General features: G+C 63.7%; 26 protein-coding genes and 1 tRNA gene. 12 read left to right on the top strand and 15 right to left on the bottom strand.

Features of this window, described 5'->3' with window-relative positions:
• Positions 1–20: 20 nt before the first annotated feature.
• From R1T45_RS11005 to gorA, 5 genes are all read right to left on the bottom strand, one after another.
• Entirely contained in the window at positions 21–1,448 is a 1,428-nt protein-coding gene (locus R1T45_RS11005; RefSeq protein WP_411041396.1) for a DegQ family serine endoprotease, read from the bottom strand.
• Between the two features lie 254 nt (positions 1,449–1,702).
• Positions 1,703–1,897: a DUF2065 domain-containing protein gene (locus tag R1T45_RS11000; RefSeq protein ID WP_120351421.1), complete on the bottom strand. Its 195-nt coding sequence runs from the start codon at positions 1,895–1,897 to the stop codon at positions 1,703–1,705.
• Positions 1,894–3,009: a protease modulator HflC gene (gene hflC / locus R1T45_RS10995; protein ID WP_067916329.1), complete on the bottom strand. Its 1,116-nt coding sequence runs from the start codon at positions 3,007–3,009 to the stop codon at positions 1,894–1,896. The genes R1T45_RS11000 and hflC overlap by 4 nt, the downstream gene beginning before the upstream one ends.
• Positions 3,009–4,241, bottom strand: coding sequence for an FtsH protease activity modulator HflK (hflK, locus tag R1T45_RS10990; RefSeq protein ID WP_201722068.1), 1,233 nt, complete (start codon positions 4,239–4,241; stop codon positions 3,009–3,011). Before hflK ends, hflC begins: the two co-directional genes overlap by 1 nt.
• Before the next feature lie 68 nt (positions 4,242–4,309).
• Entirely contained in the window at positions 4,310–5,689 is a 1,380-nt protein-coding gene (gorA, locus tag R1T45_RS10985) for a glutathione-disulfide reductase (protein ID WP_317390832.1), read from the bottom strand.
• Positions 5,690–5,717: 28 nt separating this feature from the next.
• Between gorA and R1T45_RS10980 the strand changes: the two genes are divergently transcribed.
• Positions 5,718–5,924 carry a hypothetical protein gene (locus R1T45_RS10980; protein ID WP_317390831.1) on the top strand — a complete coding sequence of 69 codons (207 nt, stop codon included), beginning with the start codon at positions 5,718–5,720 and terminating at the stop codon, positions 5,922–5,924.
• On the opposite strand, the gene rpiA is transcribed toward R1T45_RS10980, so the two are convergent.
• Positions 5,914–6,702 carry a ribose-5-phosphate isomerase RpiA gene (gene rpiA, locus R1T45_RS10975; protein WP_120351423.1) on the bottom strand — a complete coding sequence of 263 codons (789 nt, stop codon included), beginning with the start codon at positions 6,700–6,702 and terminating at the stop codon, positions 5,914–5,916. The two genes, R1T45_RS10980 and rpiA, sit on opposite strands and share 11 nt — an antisense overlap.
• A 13-nt stretch (positions 6,703–6,715) precedes the next feature.
• Positions 6,716–6,952, bottom strand: coding sequence for a hypothetical protein (locus tag R1T45_RS10970; protein ID WP_120351424.1), 237 nt, complete (start codon positions 6,950–6,952; stop codon positions 6,716–6,718).
• A gap of 3 nt (positions 6,953–6,955) precedes the next feature.
• On the opposite strand from R1T45_RS10970, the gene R1T45_RS10965 reads away from it, so the two are divergent.
• Both R1T45_RS10965 and R1T45_RS10960 read left to right on the top strand, forming a co-directional pair.
• Positions 6,956–8,329 carry an L-serine ammonia-lyase gene (locus R1T45_RS10965; RefSeq protein WP_317390830.1) on the top strand — a complete coding sequence of 458 codons (1,374 nt, stop codon included), beginning with the start codon at positions 6,956–6,958 and terminating at the stop codon, positions 8,327–8,329.
• A 94-nt stretch (positions 8,330–8,423) separates the two neighbouring features.
• Positions 8,424–9,335, top strand: coding sequence for a pirin family protein (locus R1T45_RS10960; RefSeq protein ID WP_132444440.1), 912 nt, complete (start codon positions 8,424–8,426; stop codon positions 9,333–9,335).
• Positions 9,336–9,354: 19 nt separating this feature from the next.
• On the opposite strand, the gene R1T45_RS10955 is transcribed toward R1T45_RS10960, so the two are convergent.
• Complete coding sequence (locus R1T45_RS10955) at positions 9,355–9,939, bottom strand: TetR/AcrR family transcriptional regulator (protein WP_120351427.1); 585 nt, start codon at positions 9,937–9,939, stop codon at positions 9,355–9,357.
• Between the two features lie 75 nt (positions 9,940–10,014).
• Between R1T45_RS10955 and R1T45_RS10950 the strand changes: the two genes are divergently transcribed.
• The 5 genes from R1T45_RS10950 (at position 10,015) to R1T45_RS10930 (ending at position 15,210) form a co-directional block, all read left to right on the top strand.
• Positions 10,015–10,383 (top strand): hypothetical protein, encoded by a 369-nt coding sequence (locus R1T45_RS10950; RefSeq protein ID WP_205570861.1) that lies wholly within the window; start codon positions 10,015–10,017, stop codon positions 10,381–10,383.
• A 116-nt stretch (positions 10,384–10,499) separates the two neighbouring features.
• Complete coding sequence (locus R1T45_RS10945; protein ID WP_317390829.1) at positions 10,500–11,786, top strand: homoserine dehydrogenase; 1,287 nt, start codon at positions 10,500–10,502, stop codon at positions 11,784–11,786.
• Positions 11,787–12,260: 474 nt separating this feature from the next.
• On the top strand, positions 12,261–13,223 hold the full coding sequence (gene glpX / locus R1T45_RS10940; protein ID WP_317390828.1) for a class II fructose-bisphosphatase: 963 nt from the start codon (positions 12,261–12,263) through the stop codon (positions 13,221–13,223).
• A 55-nt stretch (positions 13,224–13,278) separates the two neighbouring features.
• Entirely contained in the window at positions 13,279–15,018 is a 1,740-nt protein-coding gene (recJ, locus tag R1T45_RS10935; RefSeq protein WP_317390827.1) for a single-stranded-DNA-specific exonuclease RecJ, read from the top strand.
• Positions 15,019–15,135: 117 nt separating this feature from the next.
• Positions 15,136–15,210: transfer RNA gene (locus tag R1T45_RS10930), tRNA-Glu, on the top strand.
• Here the strand turns inward: R1T45_RS10930 and R1T45_RS10925 are convergent.
• From R1T45_RS10925 to gspG, 6 genes are all read right to left on the bottom strand, one after another.
• Positions 15,198–15,575 (bottom strand): hypothetical protein, encoded by a 378-nt coding sequence (locus R1T45_RS10925; protein WP_317390826.1) that lies wholly within the window; start codon positions 15,573–15,575, stop codon positions 15,198–15,200. The genes R1T45_RS10930 and R1T45_RS10925 overlap by 13 nt on opposite strands.
• A gap of 138 nt (positions 15,576–15,713) precedes the next feature.
• A complete protein-coding gene (gspD, locus tag R1T45_RS10920) occupies positions 15,714–17,663 on the bottom strand; it encodes a type II secretion system secretin GspD (RefSeq protein ID WP_317390825.1) in 1,950 nt (649 codons plus the stop codon).
• Positions 17,660–18,535, bottom strand: coding sequence for a type II secretion system protein N (locus tag R1T45_RS10915; protein WP_120351459.1), 876 nt, complete (start codon positions 18,533–18,535; stop codon positions 17,660–17,662). Before R1T45_RS10915 ends, gspD begins: the two co-directional genes overlap by 4 nt.
• Entirely contained in the window at positions 18,532–18,894 is a 363-nt protein-coding gene (gspI, locus tag R1T45_RS10910; RefSeq protein ID WP_120351460.1) for a type II secretion system minor pseudopilin GspI, read from the bottom strand. Before gspI ends, R1T45_RS10915 begins: the two co-directional genes overlap by 4 nt.
• On the bottom strand, positions 18,891–19,397 hold the full coding sequence (locus R1T45_RS10905) for a prepilin-type N-terminal cleavage/methylation domain-containing protein (protein WP_317390824.1): 507 nt from the start codon (positions 19,395–19,397) through the stop codon (positions 18,891–18,893). The genes gspI and R1T45_RS10905 overlap by 4 nt, the downstream gene beginning before the upstream one ends.
• Positions 19,394–19,891 (bottom strand): type II secretion system major pseudopilin GspG, encoded by a 498-nt coding sequence (gene gspG / locus R1T45_RS10900; RefSeq protein ID WP_317390823.1) that lies wholly within the window; start codon positions 19,889–19,891, stop codon positions 19,394–19,396. The genes R1T45_RS10905 and gspG overlap by 4 nt, the downstream gene beginning before the upstream one ends.
• 76 nt (positions 19,892–19,967) lie before the next feature.
• On the opposite strand from gspG, the gene gspL reads away from it, so the two are divergent.
• Genes gspL through gspF form a run of 4 tightly spaced genes read left to right on the top strand, consistent with a single transcriptional unit; the run spans position 19,968 to position 24,311 of the window.
• On the top strand, positions 19,968–21,125 hold the full coding sequence (gspL, locus tag R1T45_RS10895; RefSeq protein WP_317390822.1) for a type II secretion system protein GspL: 1,158 nt from the start codon (positions 19,968–19,970) through the stop codon (positions 21,123–21,125).
• Positions 21,122–21,574 carry a type II secretion system protein M gene (locus tag R1T45_RS10890; RefSeq protein ID WP_317390821.1) on the top strand — a complete coding sequence of 151 codons (453 nt, stop codon included), beginning with the start codon at positions 21,122–21,124 and terminating at the stop codon, positions 21,572–21,574. The genes gspL and R1T45_RS10890 overlap by 4 nt, the downstream gene beginning before the upstream one ends.
• Positions 21,574–23,100 carry a GspE/PulE family protein gene (locus R1T45_RS10885; RefSeq protein WP_132445095.1) on the top strand — a complete coding sequence of 509 codons (1,527 nt, stop codon included), beginning with the start codon at positions 21,574–21,576 and terminating at the stop codon, positions 23,098–23,100. Before R1T45_RS10890 ends, R1T45_RS10885 begins: the two co-directional genes overlap by 1 nt.
• Positions 23,100–24,311, top strand: coding sequence for a type II secretion system inner membrane protein GspF (gene gspF / locus R1T45_RS10880; protein WP_317390820.1), 1,212 nt, complete (start codon positions 23,100–23,102; stop codon positions 24,309–24,311). The genes R1T45_RS10885 and gspF overlap by 1 nt, the downstream gene beginning before the upstream one ends.
• On the opposite strand, the gene R1T45_RS10875 is transcribed toward gspF, so the two are convergent.
• Positions 24,308–24,925, bottom strand: coding sequence for a type II secretion system protein N (locus R1T45_RS10875; RefSeq protein ID WP_162931854.1), 618 nt, complete (start codon positions 24,923–24,925; stop codon positions 24,308–24,310). The two genes, gspF and R1T45_RS10875, sit on opposite strands and share 4 nt — an antisense overlap.
• Between the last annotated feature and the right edge of the window lie 8 nt (positions 24,926–24,933).

The raw sequence follows: 24,933 nt of genomic DNA, 5'->3' as shown, positions 1-24,933 counted from the left end.
TTCCAAACCACGGTAGCGGATCACTCCGCCAGCGACAGCGCGACAAATCGCGGGTCGCCGCCACGGCGCACCAGCAGCAGCAGAGACTTGCGGCCAGCCTCTTTCGCGGCGGCGATCCGCGCTTCCAGATCAGCGATGCTCGTCACCTGTTCCTGCCCCGCTTCGGTGATGATGTCACCCATGCGCAGGCCCTTCTCAAAGGCCTCCGACGTTTGATCCACATCCGTCACGGCAAGACCGCTCATATCGTCATCGGCCCCCAGTTCGGCGCGCAGATCGTCGGTCAACGGCATCAGGGTCAGGCCCATCAGCATGGTCGACTGCGGCTCTGCCTCGGTGCCGTCATCGGCGTTTTCGTCCACTGCCGCAGGAACCGCGCCATCCGCATCTTCGCGGCGGCCCAGCACAACTTTGATGGTCTGGGTCTTGCCATCGCGCAGCACGGTCACGCGGACCGTCGCGCCCACGGGGCTGTTGCCCACCTGACGCACCAGACCGCGGGTATCGACGACTTCGACGCCATCGAACGATTTGATCACGTCACCGGTCTTGAGCCCTGCTTCCCTCGCCGGGCCTTCCGGCACGTCTGTGATCAAGGCCCCAACGGCTTTCTTGAGGCCCATGGCGTCGGCTACATCGTCGGTCACGTCCTGAATGCGCACACCCAGCCAACCGCGGCGGGTCTCACCGAATTCCTGCAACTGGTCGATCACGCGGGTGACCACATTCGAGGCCATCGAAAAGCCGATCCCGATGGAGCCGCCATTGGGCGACAGGATCGCGGTGTTCACGCCGATCACCTCGCCATCCATATTGAACAGCGGCCCGCCCGAGTTGCCCCGGTTGATCGCAGCATCAGTCTGAATGTAGTCGTCATAGGTGCCCGAGAGCGCCCGGTTGCGGGCCGAGACGATACCCGCAGAGACCGAAAAGCCCTGCCCCAGCGGGTTGCCCATGGCGATCACCCAGTCCCCGACACGCGCGGCATTGCTGTCGCCGAAAGAGACGAAGGGCAACGGCTGGCTGGCTTCGACCTTCAGCAGCGCAATGTCGGTCTTGGGGTCGGTGCCGATCACCTTGGCGACCAGTTCCTCGCCCGAGAAAAATTCGATCGTGATCTCATCGGCACTTTCGATCACGTGGTTGTTGGTCACCACATAGCCATCTTCGGAAATCACAAAGCCCGAGCCAAGCGCCGAGGAACGGCGCGGGCGGTTGCCCTCGCCGTCGTTGTTGCGGTCCTGGAACTCGCGAAAGAAGTCTTCGAAAGGCGAGCCTTCGGGAACGATGCCCTGCGGCCCGGTGCGGCCCTCAACCGTGGTCGATGTGGTGATATTCACCACCGAGGGGCTGATCTTTTCCGCGAGCGGGGCGAGGCTTTCAGGTTTGGCCAGCGCCATGCTGGCTTGCAGGATCAAGAGGGTCAGCGCCATCACCCCCATTGCCATCGCTCGCATCCATTGGGTGTGTTGTGCTGTTTTGGACAGGGAAACCGCCTTGGCCTGCATTCATCGTCTCCTGATTGTTCCTGTTGTTGCCAACGTGGGCAGAGTGCATTCCGAAAGGACGCGCTGCAACAGCAAAGATGGGGCCGATCACGGGCATTTCAACGGGCACGCGGCTGATGATTTATGGCTCGGGCCTCTGTGCCTTGGCAGAATGCGCGGCGAAACCGAACGTCCTTCAGCCCCTGATCCGGCCTTTAGACGCCCAATTGAAACGCCAGCCAGACAAGTATCAATCCGGCGACCACCACCAGTGCGCCGAGTTGGCGCAGCGCCGCCTCAGGGATCCGGCGGAGCATTTCCAGCATCTGCTCCAAAAACGAAGGGGCCAGTGCGTACACCAGCCCCTCGAATATCAGCACCGACCCTAGAGCCAGTAGAACAAGGCTCATTCGTCGAGCGCGGCTGGCTGGTCGGCCTCCGCGTCCGGCGCGACAGGTGCAGGCGCTACTGGCTCAGGCGTGGCGGGGGCCGCAGGGGCGGCCTCCTCCTGCGTGTCGTCGGCAGCAGCGCTATCGTCCGCTGGCGCAGGTTCCGCCGCCGGCGCATCGGTTTGCGGTGCCTCGGCTGGCGTCTGGACCTGTGCCTCGGCCGCTGTCTGCGGCGGTGCGTTCGCATCGACAGTGGTCGAAGGATTGCGGTCCGAGCGCAGGTAGTTGAAGAACTCGCTGTCCGGCGACATCACCATGGTCGAGTTCTCGCCCCGCAGGGCCTGCTCATAGGCGGTCAACGACCGGTAGAATTCAAAGAACTCCTGATCCTGACCATAAGACTGCGCGAAGATTTTGTTTCGCTGAGCGTCCGCCTCACCTTCGATAATCCGTGCGTCCCGACGCGCCTCCGACAAGATCTCTTCATAGGTCCGGTCAGCAAGGGCGATCACACGCTGCGCGGCCTCGCGGCCACGGGCGCGTTCATCGGTGGCTTCACGCTCACGTTCGGCGATCATCCGCTGCAGGGTTGCATCAAAGTTCTGCTCTGGCAGGTTGGTCTGACGCAGACGCACATCAACGACCTTGAGGCCAAGCGCCTGTGCACGGGCATCTGCGCGGACACGAATTTGCTCCATCAGGTCCGACCGCTCGGGCGACAGGATCGTGTTGGAGGTCACGCCCTGCGAACCCAAAACGGCACGGATCTGGCTTTCCATGATGCCGCCCATTTCGCTTTCGGCCTGACGTTCACCGCCCGCACCCAAAGCTTGGCGGTACTGGACCATGTCGTCGATCCGGTAGAGCACGAAGGCATCGATTTCCAGACGACGGTCATCGGCGGGGGTAACTTCGATCACCGGGGTTTCCAGCGACAGAATGCGGTCTTCGTAGCGCACGACCTCATCCAAGAAGGGCACTTTGAAGCCGATGCCCGGCTCATTGCGAACCTGTTTGATCTGGCCAAAACGCAGCACCAGCGCTTTTTCGCGCTCGTCCACGACGAAGACAGCCGAAAGGACACCCACGATGGCGATCACCAAGATGGGAATGATAAGACTTGTTTTCCGCATCAGTTCGACCCTCCGCCGCGCCGCAATTCATTGAGTGGCAGATAGGGAACGACGCCCTGCCCGCCTTGGCCGCTGCCGTTTTCGAGGATGATTTTATCCACGTCGCCCAGCACCTTTTCCATGGTCTCAAGGTACAGACGCTTGCGCGTCACGTCGGGCGCGTTGCGGTATTCTTCCAAGACGGCCTCAAAACGGCTGGCTTCACCCACAGCGTCGTTCACCACACGGGCGCGATACCCTTCGGAAGCTTCCAAAAGCTGCGCGGATTCACCGCGGGCTTCGGCGGTGCGGCGGTTGGCATAGGCATCGGCCTGACGCTCTACCCGGTCACGCTCCTGCTCGGCCGCTTGCACGTCGCGGAAAGCGTCGACGACCGATTGTGTGGTCGTGTTGCCATTGGCATCGGTGACCTGCACGGTCTGGCTGGGCGGGTCGACCTTGTTCACGTTGACACGCAGCACGTTGATGCCGGTCTTGCGGTTATCAAGCGTGGTTTGGATCAACTCTTTCACCCGATCTGCAACGGCACCACGGTCCCGGTTGAGGATCGGCGCGAGTTCGGACTGGGCGATGACTTCGCGCATCGCGGATTCGGAAATCGCACGCACGGAGGCTTCAGGATCGCGCAGCGAGAATTTGAAATCGCGCGCGTTCTTGATGTTCCAGACCACCTGAAAGTCGATGTCGACGATGTTTTCATCGGTGGTCAGCATCAGGCCTTCGTTGCCGCCCGTGCCGCGCCGCACACCAAGTTCTTCGGTGCGGTTGGTGGTGACGTCAAAAACCTCTGCCGTGACCAGCGGCCATGGGGCAAAGTTCAGACCCTCGGTGCCAATGCCGGAAAATTCGCCCAAGAACAGTTCGATCGACTGCTGTTCGGGCCGCACGGTATAAAAGCTGGCAAAACCCCAAAGCGCCACGCCGGCCAAAAGGGCAATACCAATTGTCGAGCGGGTCACACCCGGCCCGCCAGAGCCGCGGCCACCGCCGCCGGTGCCATTGCCCCGGTCGCCACCACGGCCGCCCATCAGGACACGCAGCTGCTCTTGGCCCTTGCGCACCAGATCGTCGATCTCGGGCATCTGGGGGCGGTCACCGCCCTGCCCGCGTGGACCCTGCGGCCCGTCGTTGCGTCCCTCGTTGCCGCGGTCACCATTGGTGCCCCGGTCTCCGCCGTTGCCCCGGTTGCCGCCTCCGCCGCCCCCCCAGGGGCCTTGCGAATTTCCTGCCATTGATATGTTCCCCTCTCGGCCGCCCATGCGGCCTATCGTTCCAAAAATTGTACGCTTTCGCGCGATATTCAAGCCGTGCGGGTCGGATTACGCATCGTCACCAGCTCTTCGGACATGGTTGGGTGTACCGCGCAGGTGGCGTCAAACTGCTCTTTCGTGGCCCCCATCTTGACCGCGATGCCGACCATCTGGATCAACTCGCCCGCATTTGGTGCGACGATATGACAGCCCAGCACGACCCGCGTATCGGCGCAGACGATGAGCTTCATCAGCACCCGGTCGGCCTTGCCCGCAAAGGCCCCCTGCATCGGTTTGAAAGAGGTTGCATAGACCTCAATCGGTCCTTTGTCGCGGGCGTCTTCCTCGCTTAGCCCCACGGTGCCCATTTCGGGCTGCGTGAAGATCGCCGAGGGCACCAGATCGTGATCGACCTGCGTCGGGTTGCCGCCAAAGACGGTTTCGACAAAGGCCATGCCTTCGCGGATCGCCACCGGCGTAAGGTTGATCCGGTTGGTCACGTCGCCGATGGCATAGACCGAGGGCACGGCGGTCTGGCTGTACTGATCCACTTCGATCGCACCGCTGCGGCCCAGTTTCACGCCCAGTTCTTCCAGCCCCATGTCGTCGCTGTTGGGGCGGCGGCCAGTGGCAAAGAGCACTTGGTCGAACATCTTTTCGGTGCCGTTGGTCGGCTTGACCTTCATCGGGCCGCTGCCGTCTTCGTGGCTGGGCGACATTTCCAGAATGTTGGTGCCAAGATGCAGGTCGATCCCCTTTTCCTGCATCATCTCGGCCACCATGCCGCGGGCTTCGTCGTCAAAGCCGCGCAGGATCTGCGCACCGCGGTAGTATTGCGTCACCTCGACGCCCAATCCGTTGAGGATACAGGCGAATTCACAGGCGATATAGCCGCCGCCGATAATCAGGATCGACTTGGGCAGCTTCTCAAGGTGGAACAGATCGTCGGAGACCAGACCCAGTTCCGCATTCTCGATCTCGGGGCGCACGGGGCGACCGCCGCTGGCGATGAGGATATGTTTGGCGGTCTTCTCGGTCCCGTCGGAAAGGGCGACGGTATGGGCGTCTTTGATCCGCGCGCGGGCGTCGAAAGTATCGACGCCAGAGTTCTTCAAGAGCTTGCGATAAACGCCTTCAAGGCGGTCCAACTCTGTGTTCAGGCGGCTTTTGAAGTCATGCCAATCGAAGGGCCCGGCCTTGAGATCCCAGCCAAAGCATTTCGCCTCCTCCACCACATCGGCATAGCCCGAGGCAAAGACCATCAGCTTTTTGGGCACACAGCCCCGGATCACACAGGTGCCGCCATAGCGGTCTTCTTCGGCCAGTCCGACCTTGGCGTCATGCTCGCCCGCCGCGACACGCGCCGCGCGCACACCGCCCGAGCCGCCACCGATGACAAACAGGTCGTAGTCGAATTCATTCTTGGCCATTTGGCGCCTCTCTTAGTCGTTTTTGGTATTGCGCGGGATCGCGCATATTTCGGTCTTGCGCGGGATCGCGCATATTTCGGTCTTGCGCGGGATCGCGCATATTTCGGTCTTGCGCGGGATCGCGCATATTTCGGTCTTGCGCGGGATCGCGCATATTTCGGTCTTGCGCGGGATCGCGCATATTTCGGTCTTGCGCGGGATCGCGCGTGGATCGCTCTTGGGCGTTAATCGCTGAGGTCGGAAAACAGGTTGTCGGTCTCGACGAATTCCAGCCGGTCGGTCGCCACGGTGCCTTCATTTATGTCGCGCACCTCAACCCTGCCATCCCCGTAGCCGATCACAACCGCGTCACAGATATCTATGAACAGGCCGTTTTCCACCACGCCGGGCATCTGGTTCAGCACCAGCGCTAGTTGCCGCGCGTTGCCGATGCGCCCCAGCCGCAGGTCTAGAATATAGTTCCCCTCGTCGGTGATGAAAGGCACCTCGCCGTTCATCCGCAGGGTCGAGTTGCGGCCAAGCACATCCATCGAGATCAGCGTCTCTTCGACCAGCGCCTGCGTGGTTTGCCAGCCAAAGGGAATCACCTCGATCGGCAGAGGGAATGCCCCCAGATGATGCACCTCTTTGCCGATATCGGCGATCACCACCATCTGGTCACTGGCCGTCGCTACGATCTTTTCTTGCAGCAACGCGCCGCCGCCGCCTTTGATGAGGTTCAGTTCTGCGTCGAACTCATCCGCGCCGTCAATCGTCAGGTCGAGCCATTTCGCCTCATCGAGCGAGATCACCTCGATCCCCACCTCCCGCGCCAGTTGCGCCGTGCGCGAGGAGGTCGGCACGCCTTTGATCCGCAGCCCATCTTCGCGCACCAGCTCGCCCAGACAGCGCACCAGCCACGCCGCCGTCGATCCGGTGCCAAGGCCCACGCGCATCCCATCTTCCACGAACTCGCAGGCCCGTTTCGCGGCCACGAATTTGGCCTTGTCGATCGGTGATAGGTCTCCGGACATCGGGTGCTCCCTCTCAGGCGTTTGCCGCGTTATAGGGCGAATTGGCATAGGGTGCGAGGGGCAAGTCGGCGGTTTTTGGACGCACGGCAATGCGACAGGACGGCCAGAGCGCGCGCCCTGTCGCTTTCAGCGCGCCAAGCGGCGGCAGGAAATGGTTGGATCGGCCCACACCGCTTGCAATGCGCCAAAGGTCTGGGCGATACCCGTTCCACCGCGCCCCGACACCCGCAACCATAAAAGGGTCCGCCACCTGATGTTTCTTTCCGTCTTCGACATGTTCAAAGTGGGCATTGGCCCTTCGTCTTCGCATACCATGGGGCCGATGGTGGCGGCGGGGCGTTTCCTTGACCTGATGCGCGCCTCGCCTTTCCAATTCGCCGGGCTGCGCGCGTCGCTCCACGGCAGTCTGGCCTTTACCGGGGTGGGCCATGCCACCGACCGCGCCACGATCCTCGGCCTCGCCGGATTCACGCCCGAAGACTATGACGCCGAAGCCGCCGAGAAGACGCTGGACAAGGTCAAGCAGACCCGGCGCATCAGCGTCGAGGGGCTGCCCGAACTGCGCTTCGACCCCGAGCACGACATGATCTTCGACTACGACACCAAGCTTGCAGGCCACGCCAATGGCATGATGCTGATGGCCACCGACGCCCAAGGCGACGTTGCCTTGCGCGAAACCTATTATTCCATCGGCGGCGGCTTCGTGATGACCGAAAAGGAACTGGCCGCAGGCAAGGACACGGATGAGGGCGCGCCGGTGCCCTTCCCCTTTAAGTCCGCCGCCGAAATGCTTGAGATGTCGACGAAATCCGGCAAGACCATCGCGGGCATGAAACGCGCCAACGAAGAGGCGCGTGGCGGGGCCGAAAACCTGCGCGCGGGCAGCAAACGGCTTTGGCAGGTGATGCGCGATTGTATCGACCGGGGGCTGACGACCGATGGCACCCTGCCCGGCGGCCTTCAGGTGAAACGCCGCGCCAAGGGCATCCATGACGCGCTGATCGCCGAGCGTGGGCAGAACCAATCCGCGCCGCATACGATCAACGACTGGATGAGCGTCTATGCCATGGCGGTGAACGAGGAAAACGCGGCGGGCGGTCAGGTCGTCACCGCGCCCACGAACGGCGCGGCAGGCGTGATGCCCGCGACATTACGCTATTATCTCGACCATGTGCCCGGCGCGTCTGAGGCGCATATCGAAGACTTCCTGCTCACCGCCGCCGCGATTGGCGGGCTGGTGAAATACAACGCCTCGATTTCGGGGGCGGAAGCAGGCTGTCAGGCCGAAGTCGGCAGTGCCGCCGCCATGTCCGCCGCCGGGCTTTGCGCCGTGATGGGCGGCACGCCGCAGCAGATTGAAAACGCCGCCGAAATCGCGCTGGAGCATCACCTTGGCATGACCTGCGACCCCGTCAAAGGGCTGGTTCAGGTACCTTGTATTGAGCGTAACGGGCTGGGCGCGATCAAGGCGGTATCGGCGGCCTCATTGGCGCTGCGCGGCGACGGCACGCATCTGGTGCCGCTGGACGCCTGTATCGAAACCATGCGCCAAACCGGCGCGGACATGAGCGAGAAATACAAGGAAACCTCGCTCGGCGGATTGGCTGTCAATGTGCCAAATTGTTGAAGCTGCGCAAATTTGCACAGGGCCCGTTCGCCGGGGCCAATTGTTGAGGGCACTGCCACCGCCTATCTTCTAAGCAACCGCAAAGGAGAGCATCATGTCCCTCAGACCCACATTGGAAACCCGCCGCGCCACGCCCACAATGGAAGGCGCAGGCGTCAAATTGCACCGCGCCTTCGGCTTCCACGACCCGTCGGAGCTGGACCCCTTTCTGCTGTTCGACGACTTCCGCAACGACCGGCCCGAAGACTTTGAAAAGGGCTTCCCTTGGCACCCTCACCGCGGGATCGAGACGATCACCTATGTGCTCGAAGGCACCGTGGAACACGCGGATTCGCTGGGTAACACCGGCGATCTGAACGCGGGCGACGTGCAATGGATGACCGCAGGCTCGGGCATCTTGCACCAAGAAATGCCGCGCGGGAATGCCGCCGGGCAGATGCATGGCTTCCAGCTTTGGGGGAACCTGCCGTCAGCCCAGAAGATGACCGCGCCGCGTTATCAGGATATGAAGTCCAGCGATATCCCAGTGGTGACCGACGACGACGGCACGCGGGTGAAAGTCATCACCGGCGAGTTCTGGGGCAAACGCGGCCCCGTCGATGGCATCGCGGCTGACCCGCAGTATTTGGATGTGTTCGTGCCCGCAGGGGTCAAGAAGACCTTTAAGATCGACACCTACCGCCGGGCCTTCGCCTATGTCTTTCAAGGCGCGGGGGCGTTCGCGGATGCCTCTGCCCCCTCGGGCGTGTTGCTTGAGAAAGAGGTCGCCGGTGAGGAGGTCAACATCCGCGACATGTCGGGCGACCGGACGCTGATCCGTTTCGGCTCCGGGGATGAGGTGACGGTTCAGGCTGGCGAGGAAGGTGTGCGCTTCCTGCTGATCTCAGGCGCGCCTATTGAAGAGCCGGTGGCGTGGCATGGGCCAATCGTGATGAACACCCGCGCCGAATTGCAGCAGGCGATGCGCGATTTGAACAATGGGACTTTCATCCGCCCGGCGCATTGAACCGAAGGGCCGTGGCCGCTTAGGCGGTCACGGCCTTGCGCACCATATCCCAATATTGCGCGACAACCTCGTCCAGCGACAGCCGCCCGCCCGCGCGGTACCAAGTATTCACGCCCGTCAGCATCGCGATGATCGCCAGCGTCACGATCTTGGTGTCGGCGACGGCGAAATCGCCGTTGGCAACTCCGGCTCGCAGGATCGCTTCGAGGCGGTCTTCGTAGTCGCGGCGCAAACGCTCGATCACGGCGAAATTCTCCTCCGTCAGATTGCGCAGTTCCATATAAGCGATGAAAACCTCATCAGGCCGATCCGCGTGAAAGCGGATGTGGAAGGCCACGAAGTCCTGCAACTGCTGCAGTGCAGAGCGGTCTGCATTGTTGGGCGTTTCAGCCAGCAGGTCGGTCATATGCGCCCGCATCAGGTCGAACAGAAGGCTCTGCTTATCAGGCGTATAGTTATAGAGCGCCCCGGCCTGAACGCCGACCTCAGCAGCAATCGCGCGCATCGACACGGCGGCATAGCCGCCCCGTGCAAAAAGCCGCAGCGCAGCCGCGCGCACGCGCGGGCCGGTGATATCTGAATGAGAGCCTGTGGTTCTTGCCATGGCGGCAATTTAATGAACAAGCGTTCAAAAGCAAACCCCGCTTGCGCGAAGATCACGGCTGGGGCAGAACGAGGCATGACCCTCATGCGCACGCCCCGCCCCCATTCGATCACCGCCCTGTTTCTGGGCGTCTCGCTGATTGCGGGCTGCACGCAGTTTCCCGAACTCGACCGCACGATTACCCCAGAGCTTGAGGCAGCGCCCTACCCCGATCTGGTGCCGATTGACCCGCTTTTGGCCAAGGCCACCGCCGGGCGCATCGACCCCGTTCGGACCGAAGCCGAACTTTCGGGGCGTGCCGCACAGCTTGAAGCCCGCGCCAGACGGATCGGGACGACAAGCACCAATGCCACGACCGCGACGCGGGTGGCGCGTCTGCGGGCAAAGGCCGCTGAGTTGCGGCGCGCACGTCAGGCCGCCGAAACCAGTGCAGAAGCTGAATAAACAGGCATGTCCGAGATGCGTATGCGCGTTGCACGCAGGCGCTGAACCCGCTACATCGCGGCTATGCCCGGCCCCATCCGCCGGGCCTTTCGGATCAGACCAGAAGGACCACCGCCATGTCTAAGCCGCTTCGCCTCGGGATTGCCGGATTGGGAACCGTGGGCGTAGGTGTGCTGCGCATTCTGCGCCAGCAGGCCGCCCTGCTAGAGGCCCGCACCGGCTGCGCGATGACGGTTTCTGCGGTCTCGGCCCGCACCCGCAACAAGGATCGCGGGCTGTCGCTTGCGTCTTATGACTGGGAAGACGATCCCGTCAAACTGGCGACCCGCGATGATGTCGATGTTTTCGTCGAACTGATGGGCGGCGCAGACGGCCCTGCCAAGGCCGCGACCGAAGCCGCACTGGCGGCGGGCAAACATGTGGTCACCGCGAACAAGGCCATGCTGGCGATGCACGGCCAAGCGCTAGCCGAACAGGCCGAAGGCGCAGGCGTGGCGCTGCGCTATGAGGCCGCCGTGGCGGGCGGCATCCCGGTCATCAAGACGCTGATGGAAGGGCTTGCTGGCAATGAGATCACCCGGATCATGGGGGTGATGAACGGCTCGTGCAATTACATCCTCACCCGGATGGAAAACTCGGGCAAAACCTATCAAGAGATTTTCGCCGAGGCCGATGGGCTGGGCTATCTCGAAGCCGATCCGCAGCTGGACGTGGGCGGCATTGACGCGGCGCATAAGCTAGCGATTCTGTCATCGATCGCATTTGGCACCAAAATCGACTTTGACGGCATACAGCTTGAGGGGATCGAGCGGGTCGCCATCGAAGACATCCGCGCCGCCGCCGACATGGGCTACAAGATCAAACTGCTGGGCGTGACCCAGAAAACCGGACGCGGACTGGAGCAGCGGATGATGCCCTGCCTCGTGCCGCAGACCTCGCCTTTGGGACAGCTGGACGGCGGCACCAACATGGTGGTGATCGAAGGCGACGCGGTGGGGCAGATCGTGCTGCGCGGCGCAGGCGCAGGCGAAGGTCCAACGGCGAGCGCGGTGATGGCCGATGTCTGTGATATTGCGCGCGGGTTGCGCGGGCCCGTCTTTGGCCAGCCAGCCGAGACGTTAGAGCAAACCACCCCCGCCAGCAGCCAGCGCCCGGCCCCTTACTATCTGCGCATGGCGCTGGTCGACAAACCCGGTGCACTGGCGAAAATCGCCACGGTGTTGGGTGAAGCGGGCGTGAGCATCTACCGGATGCGCCAGTATGAACATTCCGACACTTCTGCCCCGGTTCTGATTGTGACCCATAAGACCAGCCGCAATGCGCTGGTTGAGGCGCTGGCGAATATGGACAAGACCGGCGTGCTGGCGGGTGAGCCGGTCGCGTTGCGGATCGAAGAGGTCTGAAGGTTTGCGTTGAGGGCCATCGCCTGCCCGCGGGTCGGCGATCTGACCGCGAATATTGCCACTTTATGGTGCAGCCAAGATGTACCTTCGCAAAGCAGCACCCAGCCCCACCAAATCGCCTACCCGTCTGGGCGGGCAGGCGATGGCCCGGCGCCTGCGGCTTGATTCCGGGCTTAGGTGGCATTTGTAGCCAAGCTCCGGCGTTTGCCAGCGGATCGGCAAACTGAAGGCAGCGACATGCCACTTTATGGCGCAGCCGTGATGTGCGCTCCGCGAGGGTGCACCCAACCTCATCAAATCGCCCACCCGGTCGCACCAAAGGTGCGCCCTTATAATACGGCACGCCTTTGGCGTGACGGCCCGGCGCCTGCGGCTTGATTCCCGGCCAAGTGCTACCTGCGCCCAACCCAAAACTTGCCCCGAGGCCCGCGCGAGGGTACAGGACAGAAAACACATTGCACCCAAGGACACTCCATGACCGCTTCTGCCGAATTCCAAGACCGCATGCTCTCTCTGGGCCTCGCCCGCGTTTCCGAAGCCGCCGCGCTGGCCTCGGCCAAGCTGATCGGCAAGGGTGACGAGAAGGCCGCCGACCAAGCCGCCGTCAACGCCATGCGCGAACAGCTCAACATGCTCGATATCGCGGGCGTCGTGGTCATCGGCGAAGGCGAACGTGACGAAGCCCCGATGCTTTACATCGGCGAAGAGGTCGGCACCGGCAATGGCCCCGGCGTGGACATCGCGCTTGACCCCCTTGAAGGCACCACGCTGACCGCCAAGGACATGCCCAACGCGCTGACCGTGATCGCCATGGGGCCGCGCGGCTCCATGTTGCACGCGCCCGATACCTATATGGACAAACTCGCCATCGGTCCGGGCTTCGAGACCGATGTCGTCACCCTCGACATGACCCCGGGTGAGCGGGTCGAAGCACTGGCCCGTGCCAAGGGCTGCGCGGCGTCCGACATCACCGTTTGCATCCTCGAACGTCCCCGCCATGCGGATATGATCGCCGAGGTTCGCGCAACCGGTGCCGCCATCCGTCTGATCACCGACGGCGACGTGGCTGGCGTGATGCACTGCGCCGACCCCGAGACCGGCATCGACATGTATATGGGCCAAGGTGGCGCGCCCGAAGGCGTGCTGGCCGCTGCCGCCCTGAAATGCATGGGCGGGCAGATGTATGGCCGCCTGTTGTTCCGCAACGACGACGAAAAAGGCCGTGCCACCAAGGCCGGGATCACCGAATTTGACCGCATCTATTCGCGCGACGAGATGGTCACCCAAGACGTGATCTTTGCCGCCACCGGCGTCACCGGCGGCAACATCCTTCCGGGCGTGAAACGCGAGCCGGGCTGGCTGACCACCGAGACGCTGATCATGCGCTCGCGCACCGGGTCGGTCCGCCGGATCAACTACCGCACCCCGGCAGAGTGAGGGCCAGATCGGCCCTTACTCCACTCCTTTTCCATAACGGCCAGATGAGGTCCGCATGAGCTTTCTCGGTGTCGAAACATCCTTGACCGGGCGGCGCTGGATCGGCCCTGACGTGGAACTGACCCGCGCGGCGGAACTGCTGGTGCAGCGCGCGGGCCTGCCCGACCCGGTGTGCCAAGTGCTGGCCCGGCGCGGCGTGGTCGACACCGAGGCGGCGGGCTTTCTGGCCCCCGCCCTGCGCGACCTGCTGCCCGACCCACGCAGCTTGCGCGATATGGAGGCAGCGGCAACGCGGTTTCTCTCGGCCCTCCAAAAACGTGAACGCATCGCGATTTTCGCTGACTACGACGTGGATGGCGGCTCTTCCGCTGCGTTGTTGCTCGTCTGGCTGCGCGACATGGGCCACCGCGCGACGCTCTATATCCCTGACCGTATCGACGAAGGCTATGGCCCCAATGACGAGGCCATGTCGGCACTGGCCGCCGACCATGACCTGATCATCTGCGTCGACTGCGGTACGCTGTCTCATGGCCCCATCGCCGCTGCCAAGGGCGCGGATGTCATCGTGCTCGATCACCACTTGGGCGGAGAGACGCTGCCGGATGCGCTCGCTGTGGTGAACCCCAACAGACAGGACGAAGACGGCACGCTGGCGCATCTCTGCGCCGCTGCGGTGGTGTTCCTGATGCTCGTCGAAGCAGGCCGCCAGCTGCGTGAGGCGGGCCAGAAGGGGCCGGACCTCATGGGGATGCTAGACCTCGTGGGGTTGGCCACCGTGGCCGATGTGGCCCCGCTGATCGGCGTCAACCGCGCCTTTGTGCGTCAGGGTCTGAAAGTCATGGCCCGCCGCGCGCGCCCCGGTCTGGCCGCCCTTGCCGATGTGGCGCGGATGGACACGGCCCCCACGGCCTATCACCTCGGTTTTCTGCTTGGCCCCCGCATTAACGCGGGCGGGCGCATCGGGCAGGCCGACCTTGGCGCGCGGCTTTTGGCCACCGCCGACCCGCATGAGGCCGCGGCCTTGGCCGAGCGACTGGACCAGCTCAACACCGACCGCCGCGAGGTCGAAGCCGCCGTGCGCGCCAGCGCCATGGCACAGGCCGAAGAGCGCGGCTTTGACGGGCCGCTGGCATGGGCCGCTGGCCCCGGCTGGCACCCCGGCGTGGTGGGGATCGTCGCCTCGCGCCTCAAAGAAGCCGCCAACCGCCCCTCCATCGTCATCGGCGTCGAAGACGGCATCGGCAAAGGCTCAGGCCGCTCGATCAGTGGCATCGACCTTGGCGCGCCGATCCAGCGCCTTGCTGCCGAAGGGCTGCTGATCAAGGGCGGCGGCCACAAGATGGCGGCGGGTCTGACGGTGGCCGAAGACAAGATCGACGCGGCAATGGAACGGCTTGGCGAATTGCTCACCAAACAGGGCGCGCATCTGGCTGGCCCCGCTGATCTGAACCTCTGCGGCATGATGATGCCCGGCGCGGCCACGGTAGAACTGGCCGAGATGGTCGACCAGGCCGGCCCCTTCGGCGCGGGCGCCCCTGCCCCGCGCTATGCCTTCGCCGATATGCAAATCCGCTTTGCCAAACGCGTAGGCGAGAACCACCTCAAGGTTAGCTTTGGCGACGGTCTGGGCGCGAACCTCGAAGCGATTGCGTTCGGCGCCTACGACGGCCCCCTCGGCCCCGCGCTTGAAAACCACGGCGGCGCGCGCTTCCACCTTGCCGGGCGTCTCGACATCAATAATTTCCGCGGTCGGCGCACAGTTCAACTGCGTTTGGAGGACGCCGCGCGGGCCTGAAAACTTTTTCTAGAAAAAGTTCATTTTTCTGCTTGCAGCCCCCCGCCGGATTACTTAAACGTCCGCTCACAGACAGAGCTGCAACACACGAAACGCTGCACTGACCTGACAAAGAGTGGCCCGTTCGTCTATCGGTTAGGACGCCAGGTTTTCAACCTGGAAAGAGGGGTTCGATTCCCCTACGGGCTGCCACTTTTCTTCTCAAAATTAATACTACGACGACCACTCTGACCATGAGGTTCTGGTTGCGGGTCACTCTGCGATAAACGGGCCTTCTCGAGCCAGTCGAAGCATGACCCGGCAAGCCCCTCACGATCAGGCTCCTGAACATATTGAGCAAACTCCTTATAGTCGGAGTGAATAAGGTGGGCAGCGATCTCGCACAGGTTGGCACCAGACCGGGTGGGGCGCGCTTTGCGAACGCCATGTTGCAACAGAAAGCTCAGTTCGATTTGCGCTTCCCGGCTTTCCCCAATAACTTTCAAAGCACATGTCAAACCGCGCTGCACGCCCCATAGATGGGCTACAGAGCTTACTGACGGCAAGAGTAGCATCATGCTAATCCCCCACGCCAGTTCTTCGGGGAGAGGCGGCTATGCAGCACGTATCGGCTCTAAGCGCCAATCCTACGGATCAATCAACGCAACGTCATCGTTCCATAACCCGACCGTAGACGTCACCCGCGTGACCCCACCTCAATACAGCCCCTGAATTTCCAGTGGCAGTTGCTTCACCTGCTGCTGTTTCAGCACGGTCTTCGGCTGGGGCGTCGAGTCTGCTGATCTCAGCTTGTTGTAGCGGTTGGCCGAGGCGGCCGAGATATCTTCGCGGCTGCGCAGGATGGTGGGGCGCAGGAAGACGAAAAGCGTGCGTTGTGTGTTGCGGCCGTTGCGGGTCTTGAACAGCTCGCCGACCACCGGCAGATCACCCAGTCCCGGCACCTTGCTGCTGCCGTTGATCCGGTCGTCGGTGATCAGCCCGCCCAGCACCACTGTGCCGCGGTTGTCGGCCATGACAGTGGTGTTGATAGCCCGTCGGTTGGTCACGAGATCGGCTGCGCCCTCGACATTGGCGTTGGTGAGGCTCGAAACCTCTTGTTCGATCACCAGTTGCACCACCCCGCCCGCGGTGATCCGCGGCACCACGTTCATGGTGATGCCGACGTCACGCCGCTCAATCGTGGTGAAAGGCGTGGCGGTATTACCGTCTGTTGCAAAGCTGCCGGTGCGGAATGGCACGTTCTGGGCGACTACGATGGTCGCAGGCTCGTTGTCGAGCGTGGTGACCGAAGGCGTGGACAAGAGCCGCGCGCTGGTCGATTGCGACAGCGCCTGCACGAGGATGCCAAAATCGTTGCCCCCTGCGCCCAGCGTCAGCCCGGTCGAGAGCGCGGACCCCGCAGGCACGCCGACAGCCGACAAAACGGAGCCGAGCGAGACCCCGCCGCCATTGGAAAAATTGGTCGCGGCGATGGCACCCGTGGGAATGTTCGGACCCAAACCCAGCTGCGCGCCAAGCCGTTCGGCAACCTCGCCCGAGACCTCGACGATAGCCGCTTCGATCATCACCTGCGGGCGGCGCACGTCGAGCGCATGAACCAGTTGGCCGATCTCTTGAACCTGCGCGGCGGTGCCACGCACAATGATGGAATTGGTTGCGACTGAGGCCGTGATATTGACGGCATCCGGCGCCACAACGCGGCTCAGGGGGACAAAGGCACCCTCCGCGCCCTCCTCGGCCTCAGCCGCAGCACCGACATCGGCGGCCACGACATTGGTGATGTCGGTGGCTTCGCCCACGGTGCCCTTGATGATGTCGGCAATCACCTGAGCATCGCCGTACTGCAGGTTGAAGACCGTGGTGGCCACGGCCTCGCGTGGATCACGGCGTGGGGCCACGTCCATCGCGATGGCAAGGTTGCGGATCTCGGTGATGTCTTCGGGCGTGCCCCGCACGAGCAAAAGGTTCGATCCGGGATCGACAGAGAGCCGTGCGCCGGTGCCTGCCGGGCCCAGCACCTCAAGAATGGCATTGCCCACGGTCGCCGCATCGGCGCTGCGAAAACGCAGCACTTCGGAGCGCACCAGCGCGTCGCCGTCAAAGCTGCGCGCGATGGCCATGATCCGGTCCACATTGGCACGGGTGTCGGTGATGACCACGCCGTTGGGGTCTTCGACCGCTTCGATATAGCCCAATTCAGCCACCAGCGGGCGCAGCACTCGGACAGCCTCTGCCGAGGGTAAGCGATTGAGACGCAGCATCTCGGTCACGAAGTCCTGACTGCCTGCGTCGTCGGCCTCGCCCAGATTCGGGCCGCTCGCGGTGCGGGCCTCGGCCTCAGGCACCACCTGCCAGATTGATCCGGCCTGAACGGCGACGAAGCCGCGCACCCGCAGAATAGACTGGAACAGCGACCAGACGCCTTCGGCATCCAGCGCCTCGGCAGAGACCACCGTGACCTCACCCACAAGGCCCGGGTCCAGCACCAAGGTCCGGCCAGTGATCTCGGATATCTGTTCGACCAAGAGCGAGATATCCGCATCGCGCAGATTGATGACAAAGGTCTCTTGTGCCCGCGACGGGGCGGGCAAGAGGGTCAGCAGCCCCAGCATCAGGGCGGCAAGGAGAGTGAGCGGACGGGTCACTGCAGCGGGAATGACATCACGATCGTGCGGCCATCCCTTTCCACTTCGATGCGGGCAAGGCCGGATTCGGCGATCACGTCATAAAGCGCGCGATCCTTATCCACGTTGCCGACACTCTGCCCGTTCACACTTGTCACGATGTCTCCTGCCCTCAAACCAGCGCGGTTTACACCCACGTCGTGCTTTTCTGCGATGGTATAGCCTTTTTCCCCCGGCACCAAACCAATCGTGTCGAGCACCTGAGCCGGATTGGCGATGATGCGCTTACGCCACATGTCGATATAGTCCTGCGTGGTGACAGGCTCTGCCCGGGACGCGGCATCCACCTGTTCGCTGATCGACCCGCCCTTCCCCGAAGTGATCAGCGCCATCAGCCGCTCTGCGCCGGTCGGCACGGCCTCGGCATCCGGAGTGGCCTCGGCACCTGCAAAATAGAGCACAATTTCAGCGCCATCCTTGCTGAGGGTCACGCGGTCCTGCGCGATGGCGGTGAGCGTGGTGCCCGGTGCCACCTCCTCGTCAATGCGGTAGTTGCCCTCCGATTGGTCCGAGCGCAGCAGGGCCAGCGAACGGCTGGGATCATCGCGCACGATCACGCCCAGAAGGACCAGATTGAGCGGCGCCTCGACGGCTTCGACCTCGGCCACCGCCACCTCGGCGGCACCGAAAGGCGCCAGCGCCAAGGCGGGGCCGAGATCGGTGGGGGCGGTTTGCGCTTCGACCGGCGCGCGCAGCACGGCGACGGACGGCATCACCCGGTCATGGCCCATCACCCGCCATGTCACATCCGCCCCGGCCACCGCCACGCTGCCCAGAGCGCCAAGGATCACGGCAAGCCGCAGCCATCTGCCAAGGGGTGCTATCGGGATCATGACGGCGCTCCAATATCGAGATACCCATCCAACACGTAAAGCGGCTGGTCGCTGCCCGCGATCGCGCTGCGCAGGGTCACGGCCTCGACCGCCGGGTCTTCGGTGGGACGGCGGGTTACGGTGATGTCAAAGTCGATGCCATAGATTTCCAATGCTGAGGTCGCCGCTGGCAGCCCGGCGCGCAGTTCCGACAGGCGGTATTCGGCGGCCCAGCGGGCGGCGACGCGGTCCGACAGGTCAGTGATGCGGCGGGTATGACCCTCGCTGGCCGAGAGCAAAGACACCGCTCCAAGCGCCAGCACCGCCATCGCCACCAAGGCTTCGATCAAGGTAAACCCTGCATCCGCCTGCCGCCTCATTGCGCCCCCTCCAACCGGGCGGCGTTGAGACCGTCAAAACGGATCACTTCCGCGGCGCCCGCGCCCGACAACAGTTCCAGCGTCAATGGCCCGGACACACCGAGGTCCATGTCGCGCGACAGCACCAAGCTGCCCGCCGCATCGGCGATCCGGGTGCCGCCGTCAAATAGATGCGGCGCGGCGAGGATCGGCAGGTCATGCGCCTGCCATCTGTCGCCATCATATAAATCAAAACGATAGCCTTCGGCCGCCCAGACAAACCCCAAGGGCACCCCGGTCAAGATCACCTCATCCGCCGCTCGGTTCAGCCGCGCCACCAGCAGGTCCGCCTCCTGCCCTGCCACATCGCCGCGCGGACCAGAGCCAAAACTCAGCCCCACCACTCCGGCCAGAATGCCGATCAGAGCGAGAACGACAAGCACCTCCACCAGTGTCACGCCAGCATCGGGCAGCCGGTGTCGGCCCGGCGATGTGGATGTGGATGTGGCGGAGATTTGGGTCACCTGTTAGCCTGCAACTGCCCATGTGCGATGTCTGCATTGGCGCCCTCGCCCCCCGGCGCGCCATCCGCGCCCAACGACATCAAGTCAAAGCCACCATTCTGCCCCGGCGAGGCATAGAGGTAATCATTGCCCCAAGGGTCAATCGGCACGGCGGTCAGATAGCCTCCCGCCACCCAGTTGCGCGGCTCGGGCGGGGAGGTCGGGCGCACGGCCAGCGCCTCCAACCCCTGTGTGGTCGTGGGATAGGTGCGGTTATCAAGGCGGTAAAGTTCCAGCGCCGAACTGACCGCGCGGATGTCCGATTGCGCTACCGTGGCCCGCGCCTCATCGGGGCGGCCAATGACGTTGGGCACGATGATCGCGGCCACCAGCGCGATGATCACCAGCACCACCATCATCTCGATCAGGGTCACCCCGGCCTCGGGGTTACGCGCGCCTTTGAGCGCTGGATGAGTGCGCGGGCACGCTTGGCGCAAGTTTTTCCGATGGCCCATGAAACTGTTCCCCTATCTGTCGCGTGGCTTTGGCTATACTATGGTAAAAACAGGATGATTGAAAAGGCAATTTTACGTGAGTAATCAAAGTATTACGTCAGAAATGGACGCCTCTGAGCGCCCCATAGACCTGCGCGATGAAAATACTTTGAAACCTTTGCTGTCTCCTGCCACGGCCGGTCTACTGGCCCGCGCCGATGCCTATTGCCCGAAAGAAAATGGCCTGTCCGCAAGGCTTGTGGCCGCCGAGCAAGTCGGCAGCTTTCTGGTCGATGTGCCCCGCGCCACTGCCCGCCAACGGCGCGCTTTGCTGACCTTTGCCGTCGAAGACCGTATCGCCGCTCCGATCCAGTCGGTGCAGGTGATCCAAGGCCCACTTGAGAACGCCGATCCGGGTCAACTGCTGGCCTTTGTCCTGTCGCAAGAGATCATGGCAGAGATCGCCGCCGCCGAGGCCCCCTATCTGCCGGAGTTTCTGATGATCCCGCGCCCCGATGCCGGGGGCGGCCCGGCATGGTCGGTCTGGCGCGATGGCGACAGGGCGGTGGTACGCTGCTCGGATGGCACCGGATTTGCCCTGCGGACCGAGATGCTGCCGCTGTTCTGGAGCCGCTCGGGAAACCCCAAGCTCTACGCGCTCGCCGAACCGCTGGGTGACGCTTTGCCAGCCCAAGACCTCTCTGCCGCGCCGCCGCCACCGGACCCGCGCGACCTTGCTTTCAGCTTTGCACGCCAGCGCACGACAGGGGCCGAAGGGGTTGCGGCATGGCGATGGGCCGCGGTGGCCGCCGGTGCGGCGCTGATGATCCATCTTGGCCTGACGGCCTTTGACACTGCCGCCCTCAAACGCATTGCGCAGCAGGAACGCCTCGCAGCCGAAGCCGCCATTGCAAACATACTGCCCGGCGTCCCGCTGACCGGCGATGTCGGGCCGATCCTCGCACGGCTCACCCCGGCCCCCAGCGAGGAGGGGCGCGGCCCCTTTTTGCCGCTGCTGAACGAGGTCGCGGGCACATTGGCCTCAGACCCTGCCAGCGTGGGGTTCCGCCGCCTGTCTTGGGGGCGGCGCGATAATACACTGGTGGTGCTGATGCAAAGCCCCGGATTGGAAGACCTGCAACGCATTGAGCAGGAACTTGAAACCGCAGGCTTTGCCGTGCGCAGCGGGGCGGCCACCGCTGGAAATGGCGGCGCGGAAGTTGAAATGCGCATCACCAAAGGGGCGGGCGGATGACAGGTTTTGATCGGCTCAGCAGACGCGAAAAACTGCTCATCGCTCTTGTGATCCCGCTGGCCCTTTTGGTGGCGCTTTACCGTTTTGCATGGATGCCGCTGCAAGCGGGTGAAGCGCAGGCGCGGTCCGATATCGCGGCGTACCGCCTTGTGCAGGACACCGCAGCACTGGCCGCCCAGACCGAGATCGCGCCGACTGCGCCAATCAATGACACCCCGCTTGCCACCCGGATCACCAGTTCCGCCAGCGCGGCGCAGCTGACCCTGCGCCGGATCGAGCCCGAAAACGACGGCATTCGCGTGACCTTGGACGACACGCCCTTTGCCACCCTGCTGCTTTGGCTTGCCGATCTCGAAGAACAGCATGACGTGACCCTTGAGGCGCTCGAAGTCGACCGCCGCCCGGCGCCCGGTGTGATTTCGGCCCGTCTGCTGCTGGGAGCCCTGTGATGCCTGAACCAAGCCTCCTGACCCGCCTCGCCTACGGCTTTGCCCAAAGCCATGGCGTCATCGTGACGCCCGGCGCCGAGGGTCCGCTATGCCAGTATCGCAGCGATGCGCCGCTTGAGGCGCTGATCGAAGCGCAGCGGGTCTGCGGCACGACATTGACCTTCGAAGAAGTCGGCACCACGGAATTCGAGGCCGCGCTTGGCACGCTGTATCGCGATTCCGCGTCCGAGGCCGCGCAAGTGGCCGCCGATGCCGATGACGATCTGGTCACGCTTGCCGATACGGCGGCCTCTATCGACGATCTTCTGGCGCAGAACGACGATGCCCCGGTGGTGCGGCTGATCAACGCGCTGCTGCTCGAAGCAGTCAAGGAAGGCGCCTCGGACGTGCATATCGAGACCGAAGAGCGCCGCCTGCTGGTGCGTTTCCGCGTCGACGGTATCCTGCGCGAAGTGATCAGCCCGAAACGCGCGCTGGCGCCCTTGCTGGTGAGCCGGATCAAGGTCATGGGCAAGCTCGACATCGCCGAAAAACGCCTGCCGCAGGACGGTCGGGTGTCGCTACGGGTCGGGGGCTATGACCTCGACGTGCGGATCTCGACCATTCCGTCGCAATTCGGCGAACGGGTAGTGCTGCGTCTCTTGGACCGTGGCCAGACCCTGCGCGGCATCGACCATCTAGGTCTGTCGCCTCGCGATAACACTGTGCTGAAACGCATCCTCGCCCTGCCCGACGGCATGGTGCTGGTGACCGGCCCCACTGGCTCGGGCAAGACCACAACGCTCTATGCCGGGCTCGACATGCTCAACGACCGGCAGCGCAATATCATGACGGTCGAGGACCCGATCGAATACACGATGGACGGGGTTGGCCAGATGCAGGTCAATGCCAAGACCGACCTCAGCTTTGCCCGCGGGCTGCGCGCGATCCTGCGGCAAGACCCCGATGTCATCATGGTGGGCGAAATCCGCGACCGCGAAACCGCGCAGATTGCGGTGGAATCGGCGATGACCGGGCATTTGGTGATCTCGACCCTGCACACCAATACGGCCATCGGCGCGGTCTCGCGCTTGGTGGAAATGGGGGTTGAGCGGTTCCTGCTGGCACCAATGCTGCGCGGGCTGATCGCCCAGCGTCTGGTGCGGCGCAACTGCCCGGACTGTCTGGCCGATCACACCGTCACCCAGACCGAAAGCGATCTTCTGGCGGGCAAGGTCAAACCCGGAGAGATCGTTCAGAAAGGCATGGGCTGCGACAACTGCCAAAACAGCGGGCATCGCGGGCGCCTGCCGCTGTACGAGATCATCGAGGTCGATGGCGATCTTGAGCGGATGATGCACGAAGGCCAATCTGAAGCCAGCCTGATCGCCGCGGCGCGGGCGCGGGGTCCGGGCATTCTGGAAGACGGCATCGCCAAGATGCGCGCAGGCATGACCACGGCGCAAGAGGTCGCCCGCGCGATCCATGAGGGCGCGGTTCTCCCCCCGCCTGCCCAAGACGCCTCGCCCGCACCGGAGGCTGACTGATGCCCGCCTTTGCCTATGAAGCCCTGACCCCCGCGGGCAAATCAACCAAGGGCATCATTGAGGCCGCTAGCGCCGCCGCCGCCCGCAGCAATCTGCGCCAGCGCAACCTCGCGCCGCTCTCTGTCGAGCCGACAAAACAGAGCAAGACCGCCAAGCAATCGGGTTTTGGCAAGCCTCGCATCCCGCGCCGGGCGCTGACGCTGCTGACACGGCAATTGGCCACGCTTGTCGGGTCGGGCATTGGGGTCGAACAGGCGCTGAAAACTGTGGCGGATCAAAGCGGAAAACCGGCGGTGACCTCGCTGCTGCTCAACCTGCGCGCCTCGGTCCTAGAGGGTCGCAGCTTTGCTCAGGCGCTTGGCGATTACCCGAATGTCTTTGGCGATTTCTACCGCGCCTCGGTGGCGGCGGGAGAGACCTCGGGCCAATTGGGTCAGGTGATGGAGCATCTCTCAGGCTTTGTGGAAACCCGCGCCAAGAACCGCCAGACGGTGCAACTGGCGCTGCTGTATCCGGCGATCCTTGCCGTGGTGTCGCTGGCGGTGATCGTGGCGCTGCTGACATTCGTTGTGCCCGACATCGTGCGCGTCTTTACCTCACGCGGGGCGGAACTGCCGTTTCTGACCCGGGCGCTGATCTCGGTGAGCGACTTTATCAACGCTTGGGGGCTCGTGGCCCTTGGGGGGGTGGCCGCGACGGGACTGGCGGCGGTGAGCCTGTTGCGGCAGCCCGCGGTCCGGCTGCGCTGGCACCGTTTCCTGTCGCGCTCGGTGCTGACGCGGGGGTTCTCGCTCAAGACCAATGCGGTGCAGTTCGCGGGCACCCTCGCGACCCTGACGGTCAGCCGCGTGCCTTTGGTCGATGCGTTGGCTGCGGCGGCGCAGACGGTGCCGAACCTGCATATCCGCGCGAAGGTCACTCAGGCCACGGCGCGGGTGCGCGAAGGGGTGGCCCTGTCGCAGGCGCTAGAGGAGGCCAAGGTGTTTCCGCCGATGCTGATCGCCATGGTGGCCAGCGGTGAAGCAGGCGGCGTGCTGGGCGCGACCCTGACCCGCGCCGCCGATGATCAGGAACGCGACCTGAATGCGCTGGTCGCAGCACTGGTAGCCCTGGTCGAGCCGGCCGTTCTGCTGATCATGGGCGGAATCGTGATGCTTTTGGTGCTGTCGATCCTGCTGCCGATCGTCAACCTGAACAATCTGGTGACTTAGAAAGGGTATTCGATGATGATCGGGCCGCCGGTCGGCATGCCGGGCACCAAGACCGCCCCTTCGGGTTCGACCCGCCCAATCACCCGGCGGTCGCCGGTCACGGTGAGTTCCGCGAGCACGCTGTCGCGGTCGCGCAGCAGGCCGCGGGCATCATTGCCCTGCGTGGTCAGATCAAGCGTCATCTGCGGCACCGACGCGGCGCGCCCCAGCAAATCTTCGCAGTTGCCCGCCTCGACCGAAACAACCCCCGCCGCCGCGGCACGGCCCTCTCGCCAGCTCAGGCTCTGCAGATCGACCACCGCGCGTGAGGTGCAGTTTTTCAACGCCAGCCCCGGGATAAGCCCCATAAGCCCCGGCCCGGCGCGGCCCACGACCGTTTCAGCCTCAAGCGCCCAAGGCGTGGCACGGGCGACCCCGGTCAGCTGGGTGTCGCGGCCCTGCAGCGTCCAATCGACCACGCCGCGCGCCAGCAGCAAGGGCTGGCCCCGAACCTCCCAGTCCAGCGAATATCCACCGCTAAGCACCGCGCGGCCTTTCCACAGGCTGCCATACAGGTCAGTAATCTGTGCAGGGACAACCGCCACACGGTGCAGCGCGGTGGCCGGGAGGGTCACGATCAATG

It is taken from the genome of Sulfitobacter sp. LC.270.F.C4 (assembly GCF_032922545.1).
Taxonomy (GTDB): Bacteria; Pseudomonadota; Alphaproteobacteria; order Rhodobacterales; family Rhodobacteraceae; genus Sulfitobacter; species Sulfitobacter profundi.
The sequence above is the reverse complement of the archived record's forward strand: the minus strand, read 5'-3'. Positions and strand labels throughout refer to the sequence as shown.

Bases quoted from the DNA above. Each gene is read 5' to 3' on its own strand.
- R1T45_RS10885 (WP_132445095.1), top strand. From the start codon at position 21,574: ATGCCTGAACCAAGCCTCCTGACCCGCCTCGCCTACGGCTTTGCCCAA.
- R1T45_RS10915 (WP_120351459.1), bottom strand. From the start codon at position 18,535: ATGATCCCGATAGCACCCCTTGGCAGATGGCTGCGGCTTGCCGTGATC.
- gspF (WP_317390820.1), top strand. From the start codon at position 23,100: ATGCCCGCCTTTGCCTATGAAGCCCTGACCCCCGCGGGCAAATCAACC.
- R1T45_RS10950 (WP_205570861.1), top strand. From the start codon at position 10,015: ATGACCCTCATGCGCACGCCCCGCCCCCATTCGATCACCGCCCTGTTT.
- glpX (WP_317390828.1), top strand. From the start codon at position 12,261: ATGACCGCTTCTGCCGAATTCCAAGACCGCATGCTCTCTCTGGGCCTC.
- gorA (WP_317390832.1), bottom strand. From the start codon at position 5,689: ATGGCCAAGAATGAATTCGACTACGACCTGTTTGTCATCGGTGGCGGC.
- R1T45_RS10890 (WP_317390821.1), top strand. From the start codon at position 21,122: ATGACAGGTTTTGATCGGCTCAGCAGACGCGAAAAACTGCTCATCGCT.
- R1T45_RS11005 (WP_411041396.1), bottom strand. From the start codon at position 1,448: ATGGCAATGGGGGTGATGGCGCTGACCCTCTTGATCCTGCAAGCCAGC.
- hflK (WP_201722068.1), bottom strand. From the start codon at position 4,241: ATGGCAGGAAATTCGCAAGGCCCCTGGGGGGGCGGCGGAGGCGGCAAC.
- R1T45_RS10945 (WP_317390829.1), top strand. From the start codon at position 10,500: ATGTCTAAGCCGCTTCGCCTCGGGATTGCCGGATTGGGAACCGTGGGC.
- gspI (WP_120351460.1), bottom strand. From the start codon at position 18,894: ATGAGGCGGCAGGCGGATGCAGGGTTTACCTTGATCGAAGCCTTGGTG.
- gspG (WP_317390823.1), bottom strand. From the start codon at position 19,891: ATGGGCCATCGGAAAAACTTGCGCCAAGCGTGCCCGCGCACTCATCCA.
- R1T45_RS11000 (WP_120351421.1), bottom strand. From the start codon at position 1,897: ATGAGCCTTGTTCTACTGGCTCTAGGGTCGGTGCTGATATTCGAGGGG.
- R1T45_RS10960 (WP_132444440.1), top strand. From the start codon at position 8,424: ATGTCCCTCAGACCCACATTGGAAACCCGCCGCGCCACGCCCACAATG.
- rpiA (WP_120351423.1), bottom strand. From the start codon at position 6,702: ATGTCCGGAGACCTATCACCGATCGACAAGGCCAAATTCGTGGCCGCG.
- hflC (WP_067916329.1), bottom strand. From the start codon at position 3,009: ATGCGGAAAACAAGTCTTATCATTCCCATCTTGGTGATCGCCATCGTG.
- R1T45_RS10965 (WP_317390830.1), top strand. From the start codon at position 6,956: ATGTTTCTTTCCGTCTTCGACATGTTCAAAGTGGGCATTGGCCCTTCG.
- R1T45_RS10955 (WP_120351427.1), bottom strand. From the start codon at position 9,939: ATGGCAAGAACCACAGGCTCTCATTCAGATATCACCGGCCCGCGCGTG.
- recJ (WP_317390827.1), top strand. From the start codon at position 13,279: ATGAGCTTTCTCGGTGTCGAAACATCCTTGACCGGGCGGCGCTGGATC.
- R1T45_RS10925 (WP_317390826.1), bottom strand. From the start codon at position 15,575: ATGATGCTACTCTTGCCGTCAGTAAGCTCTGTAGCCCATCTATGGGGC.